At 51.0% G+C, this 24,720-nt stretch carries 32 protein-coding genes and 1 pseudogene; 5 read left to right on the top strand and 28 right to left on the bottom strand.

All coding sequences use genetic code 11. The features are described from left to right. Window positions 1-27: 27 nt before the first annotated feature. The 20 genes and pseudogenes from M6D89_RS13725 to M6D89_RS13815 all read right to left on the bottom strand — a co-directional run bounded on the left by M6D89_RS13725 (window position 28) and on the right by M6D89_RS13815 (window position 12,285). A complete protein-coding gene (locus tag M6D89_RS13725) occupies window positions 28-711 on the bottom strand; it encodes a class I SAM-dependent methyltransferase (RefSeq protein WP_336297559.1) in 684 nt (227 codons plus the stop codon). A 57-nt stretch (window positions 712-768) separates the two neighbouring features. After that, window positions 769-975, bottom strand: a complete 207-nt coding sequence (locus tag M6D89_RS13730; protein WP_253968654.1) for a SoxR reducing system RseC family protein — start codon at window positions 973-975, stop codon at window positions 769-771. Between the two features lie 254 nt (window positions 976-1,229). Further along, window positions 1,230-1,427 (bottom strand): PLDc N-terminal domain-containing protein, encoded by a 198-nt coding sequence (locus tag M6D89_RS17500; protein WP_418930361.1) that lies wholly within the window; start codon window positions 1,425-1,427, stop codon window positions 1,230-1,232. A gap of 54 nt (window positions 1,428-1,481) precedes the next feature. Beyond that, the gene (locus M6D89_RS13735) at window positions 1,482-1,718 is read right to left on the bottom strand and encodes a hypothetical protein (protein WP_253968655.1); all 237 of its coding nucleotides are present in this window, start codon (window positions 1,716-1,718) and stop codon (window positions 1,482-1,484) included. A 146-nt stretch (window positions 1,719-1,864) separates the two neighbouring features. After that, entirely contained in the window at window positions 1,865-3,214 is a 1,350-nt protein-coding gene (locus tag M6D89_RS13740; RefSeq protein ID WP_253968656.1) for a GntP family permease, read from the bottom strand. A gap of 174 nt (window positions 3,215-3,388) precedes the next feature. Next, window positions 3,389-3,850, bottom strand: a pseudogene (locus M6D89_RS13745) (GH12 family glycosyl hydrolase domain-containing protein); the annotation flags it as partial. Window positions 3,851-4,637: 787 nt separating this feature from the next. Then, a complete protein-coding gene (locus M6D89_RS13750; RefSeq protein WP_253968657.1) occupies window positions 4,638-4,850 on the bottom strand; it encodes a hypothetical protein in 213 nt (70 codons plus the stop codon). A gap of 99 nt (window positions 4,851-4,949) precedes the next feature. Further along, window positions 4,950-5,549 carry a hypothetical protein gene (locus M6D89_RS13755; protein WP_253968658.1) on the bottom strand — a complete coding sequence of 200 codons (600 nt, stop codon included), beginning with the start codon at window positions 5,547-5,549 and terminating at the stop codon, window positions 4,950-4,952. 31 nt (window positions 5,550-5,580) lie between these two features. Beyond that, complete coding sequence (gene brnA, locus M6D89_RS13760) at window positions 5,581-5,838, bottom strand: type II toxin-antitoxin system BrnA family antitoxin (RefSeq protein ID WP_253968659.1); 258 nt, start codon at window positions 5,836-5,838, stop codon at window positions 5,581-5,583. Beyond that, window positions 5,828-6,091, bottom strand: coding sequence for a BrnT family toxin (locus M6D89_RS13765; RefSeq protein ID WP_253968660.1), 264 nt, complete (start codon window positions 6,089-6,091; stop codon window positions 5,828-5,830). The genes brnA and M6D89_RS13765 overlap by 11 nt, the downstream gene beginning before the upstream one ends. A 69-nt stretch (window positions 6,092-6,160) precedes the next feature. Continuing rightward, on the bottom strand, window positions 6,161-6,505 hold the full coding sequence (locus M6D89_RS13770) for a hypothetical protein (protein WP_253968661.1): 345 nt from the start codon (window positions 6,503-6,505) through the stop codon (window positions 6,161-6,163). A 276-nt stretch (window positions 6,506-6,781) separates the two neighbouring features. Beyond that, window positions 6,782-7,303: a hypothetical protein gene (locus M6D89_RS13775; RefSeq protein ID WP_253968662.1), complete on the bottom strand. Its 522-nt coding sequence runs from the start codon at window positions 7,301-7,303 to the stop codon at window positions 6,782-6,784. A 113-nt stretch (window positions 7,304-7,416) separates the two neighbouring features. Then, the gene (locus tag M6D89_RS13780) at window positions 7,417-8,151 is read right to left on the bottom strand and encodes a YiiX/YebB-like N1pC/P60 family cysteine hydrolase (RefSeq protein ID WP_253968663.1); all 735 of its coding nucleotides are present in this window, start codon (window positions 8,149-8,151) and stop codon (window positions 7,417-7,419) included. Between the two features lie 57 nt (window positions 8,152-8,208). Beyond that, complete coding sequence (locus M6D89_RS13785) at window positions 8,209-8,583, bottom strand: hypothetical protein (protein WP_253968664.1); 375 nt, start codon at window positions 8,581-8,583, stop codon at window positions 8,209-8,211. 85 nt (window positions 8,584-8,668) lie between these two features. Next, a complete protein-coding gene (locus M6D89_RS13790) occupies window positions 8,669-8,956 on the bottom strand; it encodes a hypothetical protein (RefSeq protein ID WP_253968665.1) in 288 nt (95 codons plus the stop codon). 92 nt (window positions 8,957-9,048) lie between these two features. Then, on the bottom strand, window positions 9,049-10,071 hold the full coding sequence (locus tag M6D89_RS13795) for an ATP-binding protein (RefSeq protein ID WP_253968666.1): 1,023 nt from the start codon (window positions 10,069-10,071) through the stop codon (window positions 9,049-9,051). Window positions 10,072-10,191: 120 nt separating this feature from the next. Beyond that, window positions 10,192-10,458 carry a hypothetical protein gene (locus tag M6D89_RS13800; protein WP_253968667.1) on the bottom strand — a complete coding sequence of 89 codons (267 nt, stop codon included), beginning with the start codon at window positions 10,456-10,458 and terminating at the stop codon, window positions 10,192-10,194. Between the two features lie 108 nt (window positions 10,459-10,566). Beyond that, on the bottom strand, window positions 10,567-10,965 hold the full coding sequence (locus tag M6D89_RS13805; RefSeq protein WP_253968668.1) for a hypothetical protein: 399 nt from the start codon (window positions 10,963-10,965) through the stop codon (window positions 10,567-10,569). Between the two features lie 451 nt (window positions 10,966-11,416). Next, window positions 11,417-11,896: a hypothetical protein gene (locus M6D89_RS13810; protein ID WP_253968669.1), complete on the bottom strand. Its 480-nt coding sequence runs from the start codon at window positions 11,894-11,896 to the stop codon at window positions 11,417-11,419. 98 nt (window positions 11,897-11,994) lie between these two features. After that, entirely contained in the window at window positions 11,995-12,285 is a 291-nt protein-coding gene (locus tag M6D89_RS13815) for a hypothetical protein (protein WP_253968670.1), read from the bottom strand. A 363-nt stretch (window positions 12,286-12,648) separates the two neighbouring features. On the opposite strand from M6D89_RS13815, the gene M6D89_RS13820 reads away from it, so the two are divergent. Beyond that, window positions 12,649-13,668, top strand: a complete 1,020-nt coding sequence (locus M6D89_RS13820; RefSeq protein WP_253968671.1) for an integron integrase — start codon at window positions 12,649-12,651, stop codon at window positions 13,666-13,668. A gap of 7 nt (window positions 13,669-13,675) precedes the next feature. Here M6D89_RS13820 and M6D89_RS13825 read toward each other — a convergent pair whose 3' ends face one another. The 5 genes from M6D89_RS13825 to yrfG are packed head-to-tail and all read right to left on the bottom strand — an operon-like array spanning window position 13,676 to window position 16,870. Continuing rightward, entirely contained in the window at window positions 13,676-14,470 is a 795-nt protein-coding gene (locus M6D89_RS13825) for a MipA/OmpV family protein (RefSeq protein WP_253968672.1), read from the bottom strand. Then, window positions 14,470-15,348, bottom strand: coding sequence for an Hsp33 family molecular chaperone HslO (gene hslO / locus M6D89_RS13830; protein WP_253968673.1), 879 nt, complete (start codon window positions 15,346-15,348; stop codon window positions 14,470-14,472). The genes M6D89_RS13825 and hslO overlap by 1 nt, the downstream gene beginning before the upstream one ends. Next, window positions 15,349-15,792 carry a DUF4124 domain-containing protein gene (locus M6D89_RS13835; protein WP_253968674.1) on the bottom strand — a complete coding sequence of 148 codons (444 nt, stop codon included), beginning with the start codon at window positions 15,790-15,792 and terminating at the stop codon, window positions 15,349-15,351. Between the two features lie 21 nt (window positions 15,793-15,813). Next, window positions 15,814-16,206: an RNA-binding S4 domain-containing protein gene (locus M6D89_RS13840; protein WP_253968675.1), complete on the bottom strand. Its 393-nt coding sequence runs from the start codon at window positions 16,204-16,206 to the stop codon at window positions 15,814-15,816. Further along, a complete protein-coding gene (gene yrfG, locus M6D89_RS13845) occupies window positions 16,199-16,870 on the bottom strand; it encodes a GMP/IMP nucleotidase (RefSeq protein ID WP_253968676.1) in 672 nt (223 codons plus the stop codon). Before yrfG ends, M6D89_RS13840 begins: the two co-directional genes overlap by 8 nt. A gap of 131 nt (window positions 16,871-17,001) precedes the next feature. Here yrfG and nudE point away from each other — a divergent pair, with 131 nt between their 5' ends. Then, window positions 17,002-17,550 carry an ADP compounds hydrolase NudE gene (gene nudE / locus M6D89_RS13850; RefSeq protein ID WP_253968677.1) on the top strand — a complete coding sequence of 183 codons (549 nt, stop codon included), beginning with the start codon at window positions 17,002-17,004 and terminating at the stop codon, window positions 17,548-17,550. A 145-nt stretch (window positions 17,551-17,695) separates the two neighbouring features. Continuing rightward, window positions 17,696-17,929: a hypothetical protein gene (locus tag M6D89_RS13855; RefSeq protein ID WP_253968678.1), complete on the top strand. Its 234-nt coding sequence runs from the start codon at window positions 17,696-17,698 to the stop codon at window positions 17,927-17,929. Window positions 17,930-17,931: 2 nt separating this feature from the next. Here the strand turns inward: M6D89_RS13855 and M6D89_RS13860 are convergent, their stop codons facing one another. From M6D89_RS13860 to moaA, 3 genes are all read right to left on the bottom strand, one after another. Next, the gene (locus tag M6D89_RS13860) at window positions 17,932-19,128 is read right to left on the bottom strand and encodes a molybdopterin molybdotransferase MoeA (protein ID WP_253968679.1); all 1,197 of its coding nucleotides are present in this window, start codon (window positions 19,126-19,128) and stop codon (window positions 17,932-17,934) included. Further along, window positions 19,125-19,628, bottom strand: coding sequence for a molybdenum cofactor biosynthesis protein B (gene moaB / locus M6D89_RS13865; protein WP_253968680.1), 504 nt, complete (start codon window positions 19,626-19,628; stop codon window positions 19,125-19,127). Before moaB ends, M6D89_RS13860 begins: the two co-directional genes overlap by 4 nt. 230 nt (window positions 19,629-19,858) lie before the next feature. Then, a complete protein-coding gene (gene moaA / locus M6D89_RS13870; protein ID WP_253968681.1) occupies window positions 19,859-20,860 on the bottom strand; it encodes a GTP 3',8-cyclase MoaA in 1,002 nt (333 codons plus the stop codon). 448 nt (window positions 20,861-21,308) lie between these two features. Here moaA and cobA point away from each other — a divergent pair, with 448 nt between their 5' ends. Both cobA and nirB read left to right on the top strand, forming a co-directional pair. After that, the gene (gene cobA / locus M6D89_RS13875; RefSeq protein WP_253968682.1) at window positions 21,309-22,148 is read left to right on the top strand and encodes a uroporphyrinogen-III C-methyltransferase; all 840 of its coding nucleotides are present in this window, start codon (window positions 21,309-21,311) and stop codon (window positions 22,146-22,148) included. A 25-nt stretch (window positions 22,149-22,173) separates the two neighbouring features. Further along, complete coding sequence (gene nirB / locus M6D89_RS13880; RefSeq protein WP_253968683.1) at window positions 22,174-24,720, top strand: nitrite reductase large subunit NirB; 2,547 nt, start codon at window positions 22,174-22,176, stop codon at window positions 24,718-24,720.

The raw sequence follows: 24,720 nt of genomic DNA on the forward strand, positions 1-24,720 counted from the left end.
GAAGTATTATCCAAAAAAGGGGGGGGATTAGCGCCGGTCGGTCGGCTCGGCCACCAATATTAGTGATGCGGGTTGCTGAGTATCTGGAAAAAACGGTTCTAACAAGTGGTATAGCGCTAAATCACTGCGCGTTAGAAGCGCTATCCAGCTTTCGAGGGTGCGAAAGTACCAGGGCGGAGCGTCGCAGAAGTCACGACTAAATCCTTTCCAGGAACCCTCTCGCCAACCATCTCGGTATGGCGTATCGCCACAGGCATTACGTGGATGAAGGGTTTGAATCACAAGGTGACCGCCGTCGTTTAATATTCGTGGAATAGCCGCTAGCAACACTTCGACCGATTCTTTTCCCAACAGCGAGAAATTACATACCGCCACATCAAATCTTTGGTCGCTTAAGCACTGGCTTATATCCTCATAGCGCGCGGTATAAAATTCACCATCGCCACTTTGGCGGGCCTGATCAATCAGCGCCTCGGTCGCGTCCACTCCCACCAAACGTGAGGCATGGCCTGCTAGCGCCCGAACCAACCAGCCCTCGCCACAACCGATATCCAATACCGACTGGGGCTTTAATGCTAAAACCGCGTCAATAATGGCCCTGTTGGTGACCTCAGCTCGGCTGGCAATGGTTTTATTTCGAACAGCGTCCGTCCAGGCAGTCGCATTTGTACCCCAGCTTTGCAGAATGTGTCTTTCAAATTTGTCAGCGATAACTAAACCTTCTTAAGCTTGCAAAGCGATTAAGGTCAAATCCCACAGCACCAGAATCTAAATGTTATGTATTTTATTGGCGTAATAAAAGCCGACAACCACGAAAGCGATGATCAGACCGGCCACTGGTGCAATTAGCGAAGCGGGTGATGTATCACCTGCGCTAAGACTGGCGCCAATACCAAGCCCCGCTAAAAACGTAGCAACCGGGAATAAAAAAATCACCAGCATTAACTCTAATTTCGTATCGCGTTTTTTAGTCACTGCAAACCTTTTCGAATTTTGGCCTAGGGAGCATTGTATTATAAAGTCGGCATATAGAAACCTATTATCAGGCCTTTCGATGCACCTCTTGCATTAACAACTCCAGCAGGCTGAATAGGAGGTATTGTTAATATCTGCACCCTAAACAGATTGGAGCACGAGAGATTTGGCGATACCCGAGTTTTTATTCTATCGACTTGGCGTTCGCTAATTCCATGACCATGCTTTTCAGTATACCAAGCCCGGTAAAGTAGTTATCGCCCTCTGTCATTTTTAACGGGAGCCAACAATAAATAAAATATCCAGGCAAACCAGGAGATAAAAATCACTGCCAGAATCCAGGCCAATCGCTCATCCCGCGATGCCCGATCGGATGAGGCGATCATAGAAATGGGAATAATCCACAAGATCAGGCTAATAACTACTGTGGTTATTAGGATCGTATATTCCATTGCTTAAATTTCCTTTTGTTTATTATTTTCCAGCCGTCCAATTACCGAAGTATTTCAGATATTTTGTGACGGCCAGGCAGAGTGTTTATCCGCCCATTTCATGGCCGTCCATTGCCACACCGGCAAAAGGAATACCAGCCCCGCCAGGTAATTGCCCGAGACGGCGCTTGCAACGACGATAACAAAGCTAACCATAAGCAGGACAATCAGTTGCTGGATGGCGGCGTCTCGGGAACGAATACCGGTTAAGCCAATGTAAGCCCACCAGGGCATGTCGTTCAATTTTTTCATAAAGCTCCTTTACATCCGTGCAGGTCTACTACCCCACTGATCACCGTAATAGATAGGCTATATCCTTTAATCTTAACGCTCTTTCGCGGTAACGAAGTAACGGAGACTGACAAACGCCGTTCCCCTACACCTTGTTCCGTGTTCCATCATACCAAAACGCTAAGCACCAATACGACCGCAAGGCCCACCAGCCCGAGGATGGTTTCCAGCATCGTCCAGGACGCCAGCGTCTGCTTCTCTGTCAGCCCCATATACTGCTTCACCAGCCAAAAGCCGGAGTCGTTTACGTGGGATAAGACTGTTGCCCCACAGGCAATGGCGATCACCACACAGGCCACCACCGGCTCGGAGTAGCCGCCGGCATCGACTAATGGGGCAATTAAACCGGCAGCGGTTACCATAGAAACGGTTGCCGAGCCTTGGGAAACCCGCACCACTGCAGCCACCAAAAAGGCAAAGAGCACCACCGGCAGGTTAGAGCCACTCATGGCCTCTACCAGCGCGTCGCCAACACCGGCGGTAATCAGTACCTTTCCAAACACGCCACCGGCACCCGTCAGCAGAATAATCATACCCACCGGCTCCATCGAGCGGGTCGCCACGCGCTGAATTTCATCGCGGCTGAATCCAAGCCTTGTACCCAAAAAATAAAACGCCAGCAGGGCAGCGGTCAGCAGTGCGGTAAAGGGGTGGCCCACAAACGCCATGACATTCACCAGAGTATGACCTTCGCCCAACCAGACTTTAGAGACCGTGTTCAGCAATATCATGGCGAGCGGCACCAAAATAATACTCAGCACCAACGCAAACCCCGGCTGAGGCCGGTCGGATTGCGCCTGTGACTCTAGGTGCGCCTGGGCAAAGTCAGGCAAGGGGGCGTGAATACGCCCACCGATAAAACGCCCGAACACAATACCGCCCACAATCGCAGCGGGTATGCCCGCCGTAAGACCAATGAGTATCACCCACCCCAAGTCCGCGCCAATCAGCGAGGCCACCGCCACCGGGCCGGGTGTAGGCGGTATAAACGAGTGCGCCACCGCAATACCCGCCACCAGTGGTAAGCCGTACAGCAACACCGACTTGCCGGTACGCTTGGCCAGACTGTATACCAACGGGATAAACAGAATCAGCGCCACCTCAAAAAACACCGGAATGGCGACAATCAGCCCCAGTGTCATCAAGGCCCAGGGCGCCCGCTCCGTGCCCGCCTTGCGGGTTAAGGTATTGGCAATCTGTTGCGCCCCGCCGGAGACCTGTAAAATCTCCCCAATCATGGTCCCAAGGCCAATCACAATGGCAATATAGCCAAGCGTACTGCCCATACCCGCCTGAATGGTACTAGCCACCTCGGGTAAGGGCACACCACCGGCAATCGCTACCACCATGCTCACCAGCAGTAGGGCAACGAACGCCTGCAGGCGCAGCACCATAATTAAAAACAGCAGTAGGCCAATGCTGGCGACGGTCAGAAAGAGTAAATAGGTGACGGACATGGTTATTGTTATCTCCGATTTTTATTGAGCTTTTAAGTCATATTTTTATGATTTTTTATACACTTTAGCCGCGCGAACTTTGCGGCAATGTTAGGGGCGTAGAATACGCCTGAAAAAGCGTTTCCAAAAGCATATTATGCGCGGCTATTGAACGACCGCCTTAAATGATTCAATTCAGGTGATGCCAGAACCGTTCATGATTTCGTTGCCAAGCTCAAGATCCGAGACGTACATATCTGTCGAGATTAGCTGCTTATCGATCACATACTGCAGCAATTTCAACAAGTTTATATTTGCACTCAGCGAATTTTTCGTAGCTCGGTAAGTGATGTAAGTCCACCGATTTTGGTTTACACCGGAGACATCCTTCCAGTTTCTATTCACCCAAACTTCCCAATCCATACCACCCACCGAAATTTCACCGGTTTTCTTGCCAGCAGGATCGAAATGTCCCGGCGTGGAATAAGTCCAGACCATTACCTCGGCGGCTATCGACGACGGGTTTGGCGCATCGTTATTAATCGGCTCTTTCGTTATCCACATTGAGGCTGCGAGATTATGAACACCATTGGTAGTCGTTTCAGTATCGAAAGCTAGCTTCAGTGTTCGTAAAGATGAGATTCTTGCAGGAAACCTACTATCGGTATTAGGGAACCTCTGATTAAGTCCTCAGCGGCCTCTGCGCGAGTCCAAAACGTTCACTCCTTCGCCGGAAAATGCTCCTGCCTTTCCAGCATTCGGGCAATCCATTGCCCTTGGCGCGCTTCGCAGGTAATGGCCATAGCCCTTGGCAAGAAGTGCAAGCCTTCCGCGTCCTGCTCACGGCCCTTACCTACATCCGTGTAGGCAACACAGTGGAGGGACGTTTTGGCCGCGCCCTTCGGGGCTTGCAGAGCTTTCCGACCTCTGCGTTGGCTCACCTCACCGGGCCGTCAGCACGCCATCGGCTCGCCGCCTTGATCTCGAAAAGCTCTGTAAGCCAGAGGCTGCTGAGGACTTAATCAGAGGTTCCTTACCCAAGGAGAAGCCCCACGCTTAATTTGAGGGTAAGCATAAATGACGCGCTTATCCTGCGGCCAACTCCATGACCACCCGTACTCAACCACTCCATCAACTGTTTTTGATTCCAGGCATTGGACTGAGGCACCGCTCTCGTCGGCGTGTTTGTTCCAGACGTTGTTGTACAACACCCCCGGCCTCACCTCTATAGACTGATAGTCTTCGCACCCCAAGACAGTGGTTTGCGGCTTAATCCATGGCGCTGGCGCTTCGCTTTCGCTGCGGCACGAAACCAGCGCTACCAATGCGATAAGCATCAAGGCTTTCATGTATTTGATTTCCCTGGCTTCGCTGCAAAGCCGGTTAACTGGTTGCCACCGCAATACATTATCCGGCGAAGGCTATAGCGAATTGATGCGTCTTGTTATGTGATTTTCTTTTTCGCCCAAAACAGCCCGATAAGAATACCAACCACTAACCCAATGGCGGACAACAAAGGTAAAATTAAAGCAATTAAACCAGTCGATACGCCCGCAATGACTCCTGCAGTGGTGCCCGATAACAACCCAAAGCAAACGCCAAAAGCAATATACTTGGTCGGTTTTTGTTCTTTACCACTCTCGTAGGTCTCACTCATTCAAGGCTCGTTATTCTATACGCTGTCTTTACGCAGCGAAGGGAAGAAAAGGCCATCCGGTGGAGGCCCTTCAGAGCCGGAACGAACTGAAATGACTGGTTATATTTCCTTTGCACCGACGGAGGCCACATAGTCATGCCACTCGGTAAGAATGCGACTACGGGTATCGAAATCGCTGGCATGCTGCAACGCCCGAAATGTCTCCACGTATTTCTCTCGAACCATCGTGAAGAGTTCACCATCGAATTGTGTTGCAATCCATTTCCTTTCCTGGTTCGTCGGCTCTTCGAGCAATTCCTTAATCTCATAGATGTAGTCTGGCCCCACCCAGTTGGATGAGTGCCACATGTCCTGCCTCGGCATTGGGCGCGAAAACAAATACGGAAGCATATAGATGTTGCTTAACATAGCATCCAGCAGATAACTCCGCGCTTTTCCCACAGAGCCTACGCGGTAGCAGGCCAGTGCGGCATACAGAAGGAATGCAGGCTCGCCAATGTCATCGGCAAACTCCTGCTCAAACCACTCTATAAAATCTGCGGCTTTCTCTGGAGCACCACTCAGCACAAAGTAGACGCACACCCGGTAACGTTTTCCTGAGCCGTCTGAAATCGCGCCAAACTTCTCCTTTTCTTTAAAAAGCTCTCTTCGCGCCCGGTTCGCACGGTCTCGATACTTTTTCTGCTCATCGGTTAGCAAAATTCTACCTCAAGAAAAATAGAGCCCGCATTCAGCGGCTTGTCCGCTGAAATGCTTTGTTAGCAGCCGCGTCTTCTAAACGCTCGGCGAGCCATACTTTTATGATCGACTGCCGAGTGACGCCTAAGCGACTCGCCTCACGGTCGAGCGACTCAATCATCCAAGTAGGAAAGTCTACGTTGACACGCTTCTGCACTTGATTCGGTCGCTTTGCGGTCTTTAAATCAAGGTGTTCTAGCAGGTCTTCTTCGTTATCGTCGAACCTTTTATCTATCTCTTCAGCTTTCATACAGTGCTACCTCTGATTTTCGCGCCCTTCTAACCGAGATGATGCGGATGGCGCCCTCTCGGTAGGTAATTATTGCCGACCACAACTTCGTTCCAATGTAGCCAATAACCAACGTCCGGGGCTCATCGATCGTTTTGGCGTCAATTTCTACAACACCTGAGTCCTGCCAAAGCTCCTGAACATCATCAAAGTCGATGCCGTGCTTCTCTAGATTCGCTTGGCTCTTAGTAGAGTCGTATTCAAATTGGCTCATGGTATATAAATTATACCTTTTCGGGAGGTTTTGCAATTTTGGGAAGGGACTGGAGCGCTGCTAACGCCATTAAGTGAATATTGCATAGCGACGTCTAATTAGGTGCGGCAATGCAATACACAATACTGGGGTGAGAACTAGAAAATAGTGGTTATGAATCACATCGACTAGCTGCAACAAAGGCAAAATATTGACGATTACACCATTTTCTGCCAACTGCGGTATTATTTTAATCACTACCAAAGCAATAGGTAACACCGCTAAAGCTAGCAGTGAGTGGACGACAAATGAGACGCCAACCACTGAAGATAAGTAAAATAGCTTATTCGGAACTCTACGATAAAAACAATAACCTATTGGATAGAGTAAGCTCCCTGCAAATATCACGGCCAATAGCCATTCAAGTATCTCCATAGATCAAATCCTTTATGAAAAGGTAAAGAACGTGACAGGAGATGCTCGATACCAAGAAGGAAACGCCACCCGCTAAACCAAGGTAACCAACTAACTTCGGAGATACACCGTCGTTTCCTGGAGTGGATATTTCCATAAGGTAGCCCAGGACCATGACACTAATGGCCCCGTAGATGAAATATCTCAGATATAAAAGTACTTTCCTAGTCATTTTACTTAACGCCGTGCTTAGGGGCCGTAGTGAAGCGCAGCGGAACGGAGGTCCCAGCGCAGCGACTAGAGCACCTTGTTAGTGGTTAACCTCTTACAATCAGAAGCCTTCTTTTTATTAAGTTCACTATATCCACATGAGTATTTAACGAGAAAGTTTTTCTCTTCGTTACCCATAAAGCCAACTTTTGCATCTACCATATATAAGGTGGGTTCCTCGCACAATGGGCAAAAATAAGTGACAGACATACCAGATAAATGCATATGAATATCTTGCAACCGGTGATAAAACTCTGTTGCTTGAGTTAATTCAGCTTCCTTTTTTGAGATTAACTCTCTGTTGGTTTCTTTGTCTTCATTCAGGCGACCAAGCTCCTCATTGAGGTGGGTTACTCTCTTAGACAGAGCTTCATTCAGTGGATCAAAGCCTTCATTTTCGAGCCGATCTTTAAGAATGGATACCCGCTCTTTTAGGAGCTCAATTGTTGCATCCTTTTGGCTTATCAATATTCGATAGACGCCAAATAGCGCTAATAGAAATACAACGACCGAAACAATCTGTGTATAAAATATTACCGTGTTATCCATATCGGCCCTTAGACCACTAACGCTGCCATAATTTGCAGTTTTGGAGTGGAGACTTTTGTGCTATTTTTAAGCACAAAAGGCGCAACGGAAAAACTGTCAAATTGATGGCCTTTTTAGCTTTCATTATTCTTTGGTGGATATTTCTTTTCATTCCAGAACGATATATTCTTTTTAGCCCTAAAATCCGTTTCCATTTCGACCATCTTCGAATGAAGTTCTTTGCTGACTAAGCCTTTTTCAGCCATTTGACCAAACGCCTCAATAAGCCCGTCATATGCATTCATCATGTAACTTCTTTTTTGGGTAGTTGCCACTAGAGTGAAGTAAGCTATGTCAAAAATGTGCTTAATCTTGTCATTCTCAGCAAATAAGGCTCTGTACTCTTCCGTGACATCTTCCCATTCAGAGTCAGTATCAGCGGCTCTATCAAAATCCGCAGGGGTAATTTTCCCCGTGTTTTTTCCAAAGAGCTCAATATCACATTTGGCGTATACCTTTGCTACAAGTTCAGAGCAGAATGAAGTCTGATCATTACTTTCAAACATGAATTTGTAGTTATACGCTTGTTTTACGAAAAATATGGCGGCCAACTGAAGTTCTTGTGATTTTAAGTCATCTACTCGCTTATTTCGTATAACCCTCCAGCCGTCTTCGATTTCACCTAACAGATGATCATAACGCTCAAAATCTACTCCACTAGAAGTTGTTGCATGAACAAATGCTCCATCACCTACTGAAATTAGTACGTGGCTGGAAGATGCCTTGGGGTAAATAGCTTTCTGTAGGGCAGATAGCCATTTAGAGTGTTTCTCCGTCCCCTTAACAAGAAATACGTCACCAGCATTCATAAAAACTCCGACTCAGATAAGAAGCTAACGCCTAAAACAGCGGTTTATCCGCTGATTTTACTTGTTAAATTCTTGCTGACAGTTCTCGACATTCTCATCGAAATCAATCAGAGCATTAGAATAGTTTTCGGATCGCTTTCGATGTTCATCGAAATACATTGGGGAATCTACAAAGGGAAATGATTCACCTCTATCAAGCCGAAAGTTGTAGGTTTCAATAGAACTCTCAAAGAAATCTCGCCATCGATCATATCCCTCTATATCGCAGTGCTTGGTATAAGTCTCCATAAGTAGGCTTTGATAGACGAGAACCTCTGATATTGAGCTTATATCCAAAGCTGCATGCTCGCGGGCATCCCAATAAGCATTGTATGGGTATGTACAAAATACACCCAATACAAAAAAGAGCGCGTATCCTACAATTCTCTTCATGACTCTCCCTGGCATTTAACGCCGCAATAAAGGGCGCGCGTAAGCGCGTCCAGCCGCAGGCGTCTTTAATTGCCTTGTTAAAACTTTAGAACACAATTTCTAGTGCCTTCCATTCGCGCATATTTCGCTGTGGCGGTGAAACATCATTGCATACCAGTCTAATTCGATACTTTTCAGTTTTTAGTAAGTCCACTGCCTCATCGAGCGTTTCAACCCAAATCTTATTTGTAGAACTCTGGAGCGTCTCGCCAGTGAGCTGCATCTTTTCGTTGCTGTGGAGCTCATAACCTTTGTCAGTTTTATAGGATACGAAATCTAATCCCTTTACTTTTCCGGACTTTCCTTTAGCGATAATTTCTTTGACGGTTGGCACGACACCTCCTGAGTTTTAACGCCGTTATAACCGGCGCAGCTTTGCTGCGTCCGGCGCCATAGGCGCGAAGTTGATAACCTTGTTATATGCTTTCACTGCGCCTCTTTGAGTACCTTAACTATAAATGCCACAGCGTCTTCGTTATAAATACTTGGAATAGCCTTTGGCAAAACACCCGATTCATTATAAGTGTCTTCCTGACGTTTGTTCCTGAAGTTGTAGACGGAATAATCTGGGTTATTCTTCATGTCATTATCAGCTATTGCATCCCATACCTGACCCTGCTTTGCTAAAGGATATGCTTTTTGGACTTCTGCTACTAATTCAAGAGCAGACAGAGGGTATGCTTTAGTTAGATTTTCTTTGACTCGTTTTACAACTTCTACTCTATCCACTGGCACGACATCACCAACCAACTTCAATGTCGCAGCTCCATTCTTCTCTACAAACTGACCTTCTTTGACGAATTTTAATTTACTGGCTAGATCATCATCTAATACAAGAACGCGAGAATCATCTTTCTCTATCAGAGCGCGCTCTGTGTCCAATATGGCTGCATTCTGCGGCCCAGCCCTACCTATCTTTGACATTAAGTCGAGCCATTGCTGATTGTTTTGCTCTACTCGCTTGTTGATTATATTTTCAAGCTCGGCAGCTTGGATTTTCTGAGTCCTTCCTCCGTATCGATAATAAATTTCGCCATTTTTTATTATCTGATCTTTACCCTCGTCTTTCTTGGCTATTACTGGCTTAACGGACGCTTCATATATTTTAAATACCCCAATACTAACTCCGCCTATCTCAAATAATGACTGTTCCCAGCGAATATCTGCCGAAAAAATCTCTAAAAGGTAGCCTGTGATCTTTTCTGGATCTATTTTTTCAAATTGCTCGATTGATTTTTCCGAAAGCCCGGTTCTAGTCCTAGGCGTGTCTTTTATGCCATGTATCAAGTATCCACCACGGTTATTTGAAAATGCGGCGAAGTCCCTGAAATAATCAGCTAGGCCGGCAAGGCTAAATTGTTCTTTGAACTCTAATTCCTGCCCTTCCCGGTGGAAGAGGGTTGTTCCTTTGAGCCGGACTAACTCTTCAATTTCCTTTTGGTCGATCATTATTCTCTCTATGCTTGGTGCATATAACGCCAATGTAAGCGGCAACAAGGCCGACTATAATTTTCTTCAGTTGGCCTTGTTGGCCGTTTAACATTCTTGTTATATTCTGGATTTACAGACCTAAACTTCAGTATCGTTATATATACTCTCAAATACTGACCAGGAATTATACATTAATTGAGTGTGTCTGCTTTTGTCAGAACCATTTTTTGAAACATTTATCGCATGGTTAATAGCTTCGCTAAGTTTATCTTTCGCGTAAGCATTTGCATCCAAATTTGCAGCAAGAAATTTTAATCTTGTAATTTTATCTTTTGCATCACTCATTGAAACTGATCGACAAACACCTTCGATGAGATGTTCAATTTCTTCAATTTTATTATTCATGCAATACCTTTTTGATGAAGAATATAACGCCAGCAATAAACGGCGCCCTGAAAAGGGCGTCCGGTGAAGGCCGCAGGCCGTAACGAATTTAATTGCCTTGTTAGCACTTCACTCGGCTCGTCTCTGCTTCAGAATCTTATTGATCTCATTCACCGCGTTTCGCTCTTCTATCTGAAATGGATTTGGCTCAAAGGTGGCCCGGATAGACTGAAAGCCAATTAGAAAAGAGCCTGCTCCCAGTAGGATAGAAACGAGGTTCGTTTTCCCTTCCCATGCACCCCAAGCTGCGGCTGCCAACAAAAGTATCAGTGCAACTGCATAGAAAGGCTTCAAGCGTTTGACCTTACGACCCTGTTCGATCTTAATGTTCTCTTGCCTGAAAGGGCGCTCCCGCAACAATTCTTCATTGGAGCAGTGGATCAGTAACTTATGCTCATTGTGGGAATTGTCAGTGACATTGAAGTCTCCCTTTACATTGATGCCACCATTGTTGTTGAAATCTCTCAAACTGAATCCCCTTGCTTCAGGCCTTTCTCTTTTTCGGTGCTAACGCCGTGGTTTGGGGCTGACATGGAGCGCCAGCGGAATGGCAGTCCCAGCCGAAGGCGACAACACCACCTTGTTAAGTGATGAAACTTTCATTAGCTGCCAAAACCCTTTAAATATATAAGACCAGCCATAAATAGATTCATTACTCCGATAATTCGTATGAAAATTGGCCTGGCTTTCGTGTCGGATTCAGAAAATCTAGTAAATTGAAGTTTCGCTGTGATTCTCATTAACACCGCAATCATTCTTCCCGCATGGGACGGAAACACCAAACAGTAGAGTCCGAATGGACCTGTAGCAAGCAAAAATATCGATTCACTTGTCATTTCCTTTACTCACTTAACGCCCGCCATAAGCGGCCGAGTGAAACGAGGTCCGGCGCACAAAGTGCGCGAACTTAATGGCTTGGTTATGTGTCTTTATCACGAGCGGCCTCCAGAAGCTGACTGTAGTGGTTGGTTTCATTCTCCAACTCTGCTTCGAGCCGAACACGAAGACGACGTATATCTGCTAACGCTTGGTGGTGCAAAGTGACGTTATTTCCGCCTCCCGCCAATTCGCCAAGCTTGCGTTGCTCTTCCTCTTGACTTTTCAGAGTACGAAGCATGTCAAGGTTGCTATGCAAGCGCTTCATCTCGCTATCAGTGAAAGATAGTACCGTAGGAAACCGCTGTAAAAGCTCGATCTTTTGAGCAGTAACTAGTGCAAGCTTTCCTATAACAGCATTTTGATATTCGATTTCAACTAGTACGTCGGTACGCCTCTCCGCTTTCTGAAGAATCCTTACCCTTCTTTCCGCCTGCACTACTCGCCAGTTCGCCAATGCAGCCAATATAGCTGCAAAAGCGGCAATTAACTCCGCCGCATACTTTTGTAGAAATTCAATCACTGATTAACCACCGAGCACACATAACGCCGGCGTAACGGGCCGATTTGTGGAGCGGCAGCGGAACAAAGCGGTCCCGTTGACGCACTGGTTAACCGGGTTCAACTAAAGACCCCGGCATCTGCTTCCTCCTCCCAAATACGATATCCCTCCAACTCGTCTTCTTCTATAGGAAGGCGCCCTACGTATTTAAGCGTTGATATATCCAGGCTTTCTATTGCAATTGGTAGGTGACCAATCACCCAAGAATCTTTTTTGAACTTGCTTAACTTAGGCTCAAAAAACGTTTTCTTATAGATGCGAATATGAGCGATGCCATCAGAAACCTTGAGAATCCTCATCGACTCCCAGCGGAACCTCGTCGCTTTGTATGTGTAGATTTCTCCTTCCAAAAGCATCTCTATCCCAATCGGTTAACAGCTAATTCAAAAGACAAAGTAAAATTCCCCGCGGCAATATAACTCCCTTAGAAATGGGGTAACAAGGTGGCCGCAACGTTTTGATTTTAATAAAGATAAAGGCGATTTTTGACATTTCCTTGTCCGGGGAAAGAAAGACTGATTCTGTATATTCCTGACTTTATGCCATATCACTATTCAGAACAAGCCTTATCTAAGTTGCTGATTTTTTGGACATTATCTTCGATGATTATGTCGCTTGGCGTGCCGATCCACTTCAGTCCCTATGAAAACGGCTTTGACAATGCCTGTACAGGCTTCTAGCCTGTACATAAACACAGCTTTTGGGGGTTTTTTATGGATGAGCCCACTGATGTACCCGTTTATGTGCCGGCAAAACCTGTGCGCTTTGTCGACCAGCTTCGCGCCTTTATTCGCTTTCGGCAACTTTCATATCAAACTGAAAAAACCTACATCCATTGGATACTCAACTATATCCGCTTTCACCGTCGCGCTCATCCGCTGGATATGAACGAATCTCATGTGGAGGAATGGCTGACCCACTTAGCCAACAGCCGCCACAATTCCGTCGGTACTCAAAAAGTTGCGCTCAATGCTGTGGTATTTTTGTATCGGCAGTTCTTGCGCCGGCCACTGAAGAATCTTGATTTCCAAAACGCCAAAGTCAACCAGAGAATACCCACCGTGTTATCCACTGCTGAGGCAAAGCAGCTGATCGGGGCGTCCAGCCAGCCCTACCGATTGATGTTTGCACTAATGTACGGTTCGGGGCTTCGCCAGGCGGAGTGTTTGTCGCTACGTCTACTGGACATCGATATCGACAATCAAATTCTCACGGTTCGCCACGGAAAAGGGCGCAAAGATCGCACAACCGTGCTTCCAGAGAGCCTGATCCATGACATTCGCCAACAAGCCAAGCTGGTTGCGACCGTTCATGAGCGGGATTTAGATTCGGGGCTGGGCGAGGTATTTTTACCAGACGCCCTCGCAAGAAAGTACCCCAGCGCCGCGTCGCAAACCAAGTGGCAGTATCTGTTCCCGTCTTCAAAGCCCGGGGCCTGCCCACGTACGGGGGTTGTTCGACGACATCATTTACACGCCACCGCCGTTACCAAACACCTCAGAAAGTGTTTGCGAACCACCGGTATTGCCAAACACGTGACCTGCCATACTTTTCGCCACTCTTTCGCGACACGACTGTTGGAACAAGGCTACGATTTACGCACTATTCAAAGCCTGCTGGGCCATACCGACCTTAAAACCACCGAAATTTACACGCACGTGGTGAAAAGCGGAAAGCTGGGCGTGATCAGCCCCTTCGATGCCGTGCGGGAAGACTTCGCTTGCTATGCTTAGGCCATCTTTATAAAAACACCCAACTAACGGCAAAGCCGGCAGTAATATTATGTTCGGTTTCTACCAGGGGGCTGTCGGTAAAATCGGCGCCCTGAATGTTGGAGTAGCGGGCGTAAAAGGCGTACCAGTAATCGGAGAAGCGGCGGCTTAATGAGAACTGACCATTAAAGCCGTTGTAGCCGCTGCTGGCGTTAAATTCGGGGCGTTCGACGGTTACGTATTCCGGGTCTACCGAATAGTAGTAGTCGTGGTATTTGCCGCTGGCGAATACCGGGCCGGCGCGCAGGGTAGACTTCCAACCGCCTTTAAAGCTGCGCCGGTAGATTAAAGACGGCGCACTGACCAGGCCAACATAGTCGGGCGAGCCGTCGCCCAGGGCGATTACCGCGCGTACTGGTAGGGTGACCGAAAGGCCAGTGGAAAAATCGTCGCCGGTTAAGTTCCAGTTAACCGCGGGGCCCAACTCCAGGGTGGAGGTAAGCTCGGGCATGCCCTGGCGCAGGGGGTTTTTGTCGCTGTCGGGGGTCACCGATACCGCACCGCTGGCGGTAAACTCGAAGGCGTTGGTGCGTAAAAAGTCGCCGCGCACGCCATCGCGGTCGGTGCGGATGACCGGGCCGCGATACACCACATAGGGAATGGGCGCTATATAATCGCGATAGGTTTTTGAACCTTTGTAATCGGGCGAGTAAATGCCGCCCACGCCAATGCCCAGCTCCCAGCGTTTTTCCGCTTCGGTCGTTTCTGCCAGGCACGGCTTAATCGCCAGCAGTGCCAGCGCGATAATCCAATACGATTTCATTAGTGCAGGGTACCCGTGCCAAACAGTTCGCGAACATCCTCGGCGTTAAATCGGTATAGCTGATTACAGAACTGGCAATCGATTTCGATGGTGCCTTTTTCTGCTAACAGTTGTTCTACCTCTTCGCGCCCTAACGATTCCAGTGCGGCGGCGCTGCGCTCGCGCGAGCAGCTGCAGTGAAAGTGCAACTGGGTGGGGCTGAATAAGCGCACCGGCATTTCGTTAAACAAGCGGTGCAGTAAATCCGGATGGCTCAGGCCAAGCTGCTCGGCGGGGGTGACGGTTTCGGCCAGCGCGATAGCGGTTTGCCAGTTGTCGCGATTGACCTCGGCGCTGGGGGCAACTTGCAGCGGTAATGCCTGCAGCAGCAACCCGGCGCAGTGTTGTTCGTCGGCGGCGATCCAAAAGCGGGTTTCCAGTTGTTCCGACTGTTTAAAGTAGTGCTCTAAGCAGCCCGCCAGGGTGTCGGCATCCAGGGGCACAATGCCCTGATAGCGCTCGCCAATTTTGGGCTCAAGGGTAATCACCAGCACGCCTTTTTCCAACAGTTGCGCCAGGCTGGGAATGTCCTCAGGTAGGGGCTGGCCGGGGCGTGGACGAATAATACCGCGCACTTGGTTGTCGTGACTGCACTCGGCCATAATCAGTGAAATAGCGCCTTCGCCGCGCGCCTGCAGGCTGATTAAACCATCGAATTTTAAGCTGCTGGACAGCAGGGCTACCGCCGCTAAAAATTCGCCCAGCAAATGCTGTACGGCGGGCGGGTAGTCGTTGCTGTCCAACACCTGGCGATAGCTCTCACCCAGGGTAACTATTTCGCCGCGAATATCACATTCATCAAATATAAAGCGGTGCAGTAAATCGGTTGAGGTGGTCATTCAGGAACAGTGCTCTTTAACGTATTTTTCCATTTCGGCCTGGTGCGCTTTGCGCTCGCGTTCGGAGACGTCCATCATATTGCCGTCTTCGTCGAGAAACTGCACCGGGCCCGTGATGTCTCGTAAATAGCGTTTTGCCTCGCGGCAATGGGCTTCAATTTGCGCCTGGCGCTGCTGCTTTTCAGCGTCGCTGGCATTGTCTTTCGGGGGCGGCCGGTCGGGAAAAACCTGGCGCATTGCCCTGGTAGTGTCGCTACTGGTGTCTATATTAACGGCTTTAAGTTCCTGTTTTTCTACCTCGGGCGCCTCGTCATGGTTGGGCTTGCGGTCACTGTAGTGAACCTTGCCGTCGCTGTCGGTCCAGCGGTATAGCTCGGCCTGTAGCGGCGCGCACAAACCCAGTATTACCAAGGCGATACATCCTTTTCCCATTAGTCCTTTCATGGTCACTCCTTTTGGTAGTGGTTAGTCCTGTTCGTCCATCGTTCGCTTAAAACGGTGTATTTGCCGTCGCTGCTTTTTGTTGGGGCGGTGTTCGCTGGCAATAAACGCCCCCAGGCCCGCTTTGCGCTGTGCAGCCCGCTCTTCGCGCAGCTTGATGCTGGCCTCGGTCTCGGCGTAAAGCCGCTGCGCCTCGGGGGCGCCACGGCGCTTATCCGACAGTGCCAGTACTTCTACGGTTTTGTCGTCCCAACCCTGGCGAATAGTGAGCATAACCCCGCAGCTTATTTCGCGGCTGGCTTTTATACGCTGGCCATCGGCAGTAATTTTACCGCCTTCGATGGCCTGCTTGGCCAGGCTGCGGGTTTTGAAAAATCGCGCCGCCCACAGCCATTTGTCGATGCGCACTTTATCCATGAGCGGTGGCCTTTGCCGGGGGCATGATTTCGCTAAAGTGCTCAATGGCGGGGTACTGATCTATGCGACGCTGTATCTGGCTGTCGGGCTGGTGAATGGCCAGCAGGTGGGCAATGCCGTAATCGCGGGCCGAATCCAACACCCGCAGGGTATCGTCCACAAACAGGGTGCGCGCCGGGTCAAAGGGCTCGCGCGCCGCCAGTTGCTGCCAGAAGGCTTGCGCCTCTTTGGGCTGCTGAAATTCGTGGGACGAGATAATCAAATCCAGGTGCTGATCAATGCGGGTTAGTTCAAACTTTAGCGACATGCTCTGCGGGTGGGCGTTAGTCACCAGCATTGCCTGCTTGCCGTGTTCGCGCAGGCGCCGCAAGAAAAGCTCAACATGAGGGCGAATCTGAATTTTGTGCTGTATTTCCTGCTTGAGCGCAACGATATCCAGATCCAGCGCCTCGGACCAGAACTCCAGGCAGTACCACTGCAGGCTGCCCTCGTGGGAGGCAATTTGCGCCGCTAACTGGTCGCGCACCTCGTCAAAGGGGCGGCCGTGAATTTCGGCGTAGCGCGCGGGCAGGTGCTGGGACCAAAAGTAGTTGTCAAAGTGCAGATCCAACAAGGTACCGTCCATGTCCAACATTACGGTGTCTATGGCCTGCCAATCGATCATGTATTACCTCGTCATTGCGTTTAGCGCGTAATTTTATCATTGTCCCCCAGGCCAGAGACAATCTCAATGTTACTGCAGCCGTAAGAGCATATTGCTACCATAGAGAAAATGACGAGCCGAGTTAATCATCCATGCCTGTAAAACCCGACGTTACCCAGCGCACCACCGTGGCCCAAAGTCGCCTGTTTCGCGCTGAAGAGCTTCATCTGACTTTCTCCAACGGCGAAGAGCGCGTCTACGAAAAGCTGTGCAGCGGCGGTCCCGGCGCCGTCCTTATGGTGCCTATGGTGGACGACCACACGGTGTTAATGGTGCGCGAGTACGCCGGAGGGCTGGAGGACTATCATTTATCATTGCCCAAAGGCGCGATGGACCGGGGCGAGACACCCGAGCAAGCCGCCAACCGCGAACTAAAAGAAGAGGTGGGCTATGGCGCCGATAATATCCATTGGCTGAAAAAGATTCACCTGTCGCCTTCGTATATGGAGCACAAGATAAACGTGCTGATTATGCGTGACCTCTACGCCCAAAAATTGCCCGGCGACGAGCCCGAGCCGCTAGAGGTGGTGCCCTGCAATATCGATGACCTTATGGACTTGGTCATGCGCGACGACGTAATAGAGGGGCGCACCATTGCCGCTTTGTTTATGGCCAAAGCCTGGCTGGAACAGCAGCGATAATGGACATATAACACACTTTGGAAATTGCGCGGCAAGCAAAACACCAATTGATATAACAGCCCCCGCAAAAGCGTGCTAATCTCAATTTTCTAACGGCAGCCTCAACTATTGATGTTGGCCAGACGTGACCAAAAGGACCATTGTTATGTCACACGCTCGCGCACGCACAACCCCAAGCTTTGGGGTGTCTATTAACATTAACCACACGGGTGATTTGCGCCAGAAGTTGATCTCGGAAATTACCGGCCTCGAGCGCCAGGTACACGAGCTGAAACTGGCCGGCCAGGGGGTGGACTTTTCGCTGATGGCCTCTTACAAAGAGTTAATAAGCAGCCGCAAAAAACTACTGAAGCAGCTGCCAAACTCCTGGTGCTGGTAAGCCTACCATTGCATAAAGGGTAAAACGGTAAGCGGCTGGCCCGTTTGAACCGACTCGCCCGCCGGCAAATGCACTAGGCAATTGGCCCAAGCCACCGATGACAGTGCCCCCGAACTCTGCTGCGGATAGATCGTCACTTCGGTATCGGTAAAACGCCCGCGCGCGTATTCATCGCGCCTGCCGCCACCGGCGCGCTCAAAGCCGGCCGGCACTTGCCAGCGCACTAGCTCAGTGGCCGCCTGCCCCGACAGAACTTGCAAAACCGGACGCACCAATAACTGAAAGGTCACCCACGCCGAGACCGGATTACCGGGCAGCCCCAAAAACATTGCCTCACCCACGCGCCCCGACGCCAGGGGTTTACCCGGCTTCATGGCCACCTTCCAGAAGCTCAACTCGCCCAGGGACTCAATCGCTGCCTTAACATGGTCTTCATCACCGACCGACACGCCGCCGCAGGTCAGTACCACATCCGCCTGCTCGGCCGCCAGCGTTAAAGCTTGCCGGGTGGCCTCGGGGGTATCATTTACCTGCTGCGTTAGTACCACCTGGGCGTCCAACTCATTCAACAGCCCCGCAATCATGGGGCGATTGGAGTTGTAGATTTGCCCGGGCCCCAAAGCCTGGCCAGGCTCGACCAGTTCATCCCCGGTAGACAGAACGGCTACTCGCAAGCGGGGCCGCACCGATACCTGAACGCAACCCACCGACGCCAAGAGCCCCATATCCTGCGGGCGCAGGCGGTGCCCGGCGGGTAAAACTCGCTGACCCCGAGGGATATCCTGCCCCTGAGGGCGAATATTATCTCCGCGTGAGGCGTCTTCAAGCAGCCGGATGGTATCACCATCGCGCTCGGTATTTTCCTGAATAATCACCACATCCGCACCGGCGGGTATTTCGGCGCCGGTAAGAATACGCGCGGCCGTGCCGGGCTGCAGCGGTTGGGCCACGCCGCCCGCAGCGATGGCTTGGCTGACACGCAACTCATTGCCCGCTTGCGCGTCCGCCGAGGCGAGGGCATAGCCATCCATCGCGCTGTTGGCGGCGGGGGGCACGTCCATTGAAGCGTGTACATCGACGGCAAGAATGCGGCCCAAAGCCTGATCCAAGGGCACCTCGAGCGTGTCGGTTACACGTCTGCGGTACGCCGCCTCTACCAGGTTCGCGCGCGCTTGGTCGAGGCTTAAAGGCGCATTCATACCAACTGGCCCACAAAATTACAGGGTTTATGCCGGGCATCCAGCTGCGATTCGATAATCCCCCAGCCGGTTTTACAGGCGCCGGTAGAGCCCGGCAGGCAAAACATTAAAGTTCGGTTGGCGAGCCCGGCCGTGGCGCGAGACTGAATGGTGGAGGTGCCAATCTCGTCAAAAGAGACCTGACGAAACAGCTCGCCAAACCCGTCCACGGTTTTATCAAACAGAGGCGTCACCGCCTCGACGGTGGAATCGCGCCCGGCAAAGCCGGTGCCACCGGTGATCAGAATCACCTGAATTTCGGGTTCGGCAATCCAGCGGGAGATGACCGCGCGAATCTGGTAAATGTCATCGGGCACCAGCTCGCGTGCGGCCAGGGTATGGCCCGCTCCGCCCAATAGCTGCACAAGGGCCTCGCCCGAGGTGTCGGTCTCGCGGGTGCGGGTATCGGAAACGGTTAACACCGAGATATCAAGGGGAACAAATGTATCGCTGGCAGACATGGCAAACTCTGTTTTTGGGCAATGAAAAAGAAGATGATGATAACGCGGATACCGTCGCGAGTGGGCCATACGTGAAATTAGGTGACAAAGGAGCACAGCCAAAATGACCAGATCAAGACGGGAAAACGCAGAAATAGTGGGGCTATTTCAAGTTTTTCCAACGCAGAGCTGGGCGTTTTAGCGCAGCGAACTTCTCGGACAGGACACTAGTTTTGCGGATAGCCCACTACTCAGCCGCCGGTGGTATTCATAAAGCGGACAATTTGCGGCTCGTCGGCGTCTAAATCAAAGGTGTGTTCTTTGGGTTTAAGAGCCATGGCATCGATTATGGCGCGCTCTAAAATGGCGTCATCGCCCGGGTTATCGCGCAGCACCGCGCGCAAATCGGCGCTGTGCTCCTGCCCCAAACACAGCAACAGGCGTCCGGTGGCGGTCATACGTACACGGTTGCAACTGGCGCAAAAGTTCTGGCTGTGAGGCGAGATAAAGCCAATGCGCGACTCATAGCCCGGGCTTATCCAATACCGCGCGGGACCACCGGAGTTAGCACTGCTGGGTAAGAGCGCAAAACGCTCGCCGATCATTTCGCGCAGCTCGTCGCTGGAAATAAACTCCGCCGCCCGGCCGTGGCTGTCGATCTTGCCCAGGGGCATCTCTTCAATAAAACTGATGTCTAAGCCTTCGTTTAGGGCGTAGTCCACCAGGGCGACGACTTCGCTGGCATTGCGATTTTTAAGCGCCACGCAATTAATTTTAATGCGTTTAAAGCCCGCACGTTGAGCGGCGCGAATGCCCGCCAAAACCTTCTCAACTTTGCCAAAGCGGGTAAGTGCACGAAATTTTTCCTCGTCCAAAGTATCCAGACTGACATTAATACGGTCGAGACCGGCGGTTTTTAAGTCATCGGCAAATTGCTCCAGGCGCGTGCCGTTGGTGGTCATGCACAGCTCTTGCAAACCCGGCAATTGGCTCATTCGCGCCACTAAATCCACAATGCCCTGACGCACCAGTGGCTCGCCTCCGGTGAGGCGCAGTTTAGTCACGCCCAGGCGAGTGAAGGCGCCGGCCAAGCGCAGCATTTCTTCGTGGCTAAGCACTTCGTGGCGGGGCAGAAAGGTCATGTCTTCGGCCATACAGTACACGCAGCGCAGATCACAGCGGTCGGTAACCGACATGCGCAAGTAACTGACTGTGCGACCAAACTGATCTACCAGAGCGTGCGGAGAAGCCATAACACCTTTCTACCTAGTTTTGCGGTTTGGGAACATCAAATATCCCACGTTTGAAGGCAAGTGCGCTGCAAGTTACAAACCACCATTTGTGATTGTATACCATCAGGCCTTTACTCGCCCTGACGAGAGGGCAACCCGCCCAACTTGGTGCAAGCCAAAAACAATACGCTCAAATAAAGCCTAAAACGCACCAATTTGGACACACCCCAAGACGCCCACTTAAAACCATATCGGTGCACCTGGTGGTGCATAACGCCTCATTCCGGGGCGATTAAAAAATGTCCTTGCCTTGTCAAGGACCGCAAAATAAATCGATAACCCCTTGTTTTCTTTAAGCTAAATAACTTTATCAAAAAAATTCCGGCGTCTGGCACTCTCTTTGCTCAGACCATGGGTAAGTCAACTCAGCGAACGAGCGCTGAATTCAGAATCCAAATGAGATTGCACCATGCACAACCACAGCACACAAAAAGCCGCTTCGATCATTAGCCTGACGAACAAGGCCCCGAATAATCAGGGCAAGGTCTGGCTGGTAGGTGCGGGCCCCGGTGATGCCGACTTGCTGACGGTAAAAGCCGTGCGCGCAATTGAACGCGCGGACGTTATTTTCTTTGACCAGTTGGTTAGCAGCGAAATTCGCGAGCTATTCCCCAAGCACACCCCGGCCATTTATGTGGGCAAGGTGAAAAACTGCCACAGCGTCGCCCAAGGTGATTTAAACCAAATGTTGGTGGAACACGCACAGCGCGGCCTGAACGTGTGCCGTATTAAAGGCGGTGACCCGTTTGTATTCGGCCGCGGCGGTGAAGAGTTGTTAGAACTGCGCCAGGCCGGCTGTGAGGCCGAAGTGATTCCCGGCATTACCGCTGCATCTGGCTGCTCTACCTCGGCGGATATTCCGCTGACCCATCGCGGTGTCTCCCAGGGTTGCACCCTGGTCACCGGCCACGGCGAGAAAGAGCTGAACCTCAACTGGCAGGCCCTGGCGGGGCTAAACCACACCCTGGTGTTTTATATGGGCGTCACCCGCGCCGGTTTAATTGCCGAGCAGTTAACCCGCGCGGGCCTTAGCAGCGACACACCGGCGGCGATTATCGAAAACGGCTGCCGCGACAATCAGCGCGTTATTACCACACCGCTAGGTGAGCTAAGCGATGCTGTTACCGAACACGCCGTGAAGTCTCCGGCCCTGATTATGGTGGGCGAGGTCGTGAACCTGGCTCAGCAACTTAAATCCATCGAATCACAATTAAAAGACGCAGGGCACCATCAGAGCCTAAGCGCCTAAACCGTATTAGCAGAGGAAGAAAGCCATGAGTAAACAACGCGTAATCGTCGTCGGTAATGGCATGGTCGGTCACAAGTTTATCGACAGTGTGATCAACAGTGACAATGCCGAAAACTACGAAATTCTGACCTTCTCGGAAGAGCCGCGCCTGGCCTACGACCGGGTAAAGCTGTCCAGCTATTTTTCCGGCTCGACCGTCGATGACTTAATGCTGACCAGCGAAGAGCACTACCAAAGTGCCGGTGTGATTTACACCCTGAACGACAAGGTCGTGGACATTGATCACGACAATAAAACCGTGAAGCTCGCCTCGGGCAAAGTAGAGCGCTACGACAAGCTGGTGCTGGCCACAGGCTCGTATCCGTTTGTACCCCCCATTCCCGGCAAAGATCAGCCCCACTGCCTGGTCTACCGCACCATTGAAGATTTGGAAGACATCACCGCGTCTGCCCAAGAAAGCAAAGTAGGGGTTGTGGTCGGCGGTGGTCTGCTGGGCCTGGAAGCGGCCAATGCGTTAAAAAACCTAGGCTTGGAAACTCACGTGGTGGAATTTGCCCCGCGTCTGATGGCCGTACAGCTGGACGAGGGCGGCGGTAACCTGCTGCGCCGCAAAGTTGAAGCGCTGGATGTGAATGTTCACACCGAAAAGAACACCAAAAACATCACCGCCGGCGAGAAACATCGCTACCGTATGGAATTTGCCGACGGCAGTTATTTAGAAACCGACATGATTTTGTTCTCGGCCGGTATTCGCCCCCAGGACGAACTGGCGCGCAACTGCGGCATAGATGTGGGCGAGCGCGGCGGTATTGTCATCGATAACTATTGCCGCACCTCGGTCGAAGACATTTACGCCATCGGCGAATGTGCCCTGTGGGACAGCAAAATTTTTGGCCTGGTAGCACCCGGCTACCAAATGGCCAAAGTGGCGCTGTCGCATATCGATGGCGGCAAAGAAGAATTTACCGGCGCCGATATGAGCACCAAGCTGAAACTGCTGGGTGTGGATGTTGCCAGTGTGGGCGATGCCCATGCGCGCACTCCCGGCGCGCAAACCTACACCTACGAAGACGGCGTCAACGAAGTCTACAAACGCTTAATTGTTAGCGAAGATCGCAAAAAATTATTGGGCGCGGTGCTGGTGGGCGATGTAGAAGCCTATGGCACCTTGCAGCAAATGTGCGTTAACAGCATGGATTTACCCGAAGCACCCGAGCAGTTAATTCTGCCCGCCTCGGACGGCAGTGCCGGCGCCGCCATGGGTGTGGACGCCCTGCCCGATACCGCGCAGTTGTGCTCCTGCCTGGATGTCACCAAAGGCGATATCGTCGATGCGGTACAGGGCGGTTGCTGCACCATGGGCGACATTAAAGAAAAAACCGAAGCCTCAACCGGCTGCGGTGGCTGCGCCGCGCTGGTAAAAAGCGTGATGGACAACGAGCTGAAGAACCTGGGTGTGGAAGTGAACAACCACCTCTGCGAGCACTTTAACTACTCGCGCGCCGAGCTGGCCGATATTGTCCGCGTTAAAAAAATCGAGTCATTCGATGAACTGTTAGACAGCCACGGTAATGGCGGCCTGGGTTGTGAAATTTGTAAACCGACTGTGGGTTCTATTCTGGCGTCTTTCTGGAACGACTATGTGTTGGAAGACAAGCACATGGGCTTGCAGGACACCAACGACATTTACCTGGGCAATATGCAAAAAGACGGCACCTACTCTATTGTGCCTCGGGTTGCCGGCGGCGAGATCACCCCCGATAAATTAATCGTTTTGGGTGAGGTTGCTAAAGAGTACGACCTGTACACCAAAATTACCGGTGGCCAGCGCATCGACTTGTTCGGCGCGCAACTGCACGAGCTGCCCGAGATCTGGAAAAAACTGGTAGACGCCGGCTTTGAAACGGGCCACGCCTACGGTAAATCGGTGCGCACGGTTAAATCCTGTGTGGGCAGCACCTGGTGCCGTTACGGCGTGCAGGACAGTGTGGGCATGGCAATCGCCGTGGAGAACCGCTACAAGGGCCTGCGCTCGCCTCACAAACTGAAGTTTGCCGTATCCGGTTGTACCCGCGAATGTGCCGAGGCGCAGTCCAAAGATATTGGCGTGATCGCCACCGAGAACGGTTGGAACCTGTATGTGTGTGGTAACGGCGGTATGCGTCCGCGCCACGCCGATCTGTTTGCCACCGATCTGGACGACGAAACTCTGGTGAAATACATCGACCGGGTACTGATGTTCTACATCCGCACCGCCGATCGTTTGCAGCGCACCTCGGTATGGCTGGAAAACCTGGAAGGCGGTTTGGATTATCTGCGCGAAGTGGTGATCGATGACAAACTGAATATTGCCCAAGAGCTGGAAGACGAAATGACCAGCAACATCGGCAAATACCAGTGCGAGTGGAAAACCACTATCGAGAACCCCGAGAAACTCAAGCGCTTCCGTCATTTCGTTAACAGCGACGAAACCGACAGCAACCTGGCCTATGTGGTCGAGCGCGAACAGCGCCGCCCCGCCAACGAACAAGAGCGCGAGAACCAAATTCCCGCCGTCGAAGTAACGGCTTAA

The sequence above is a fragment of the Gilvimarinus xylanilyticus genome, from assembly GCF_024195295.1.
Lineage (GTDB): Bacteria > Pseudomonadota > Gammaproteobacteria > Pseudomonadales > Cellvibrionaceae > Gilvimarinus > Gilvimarinus xylanilyticus.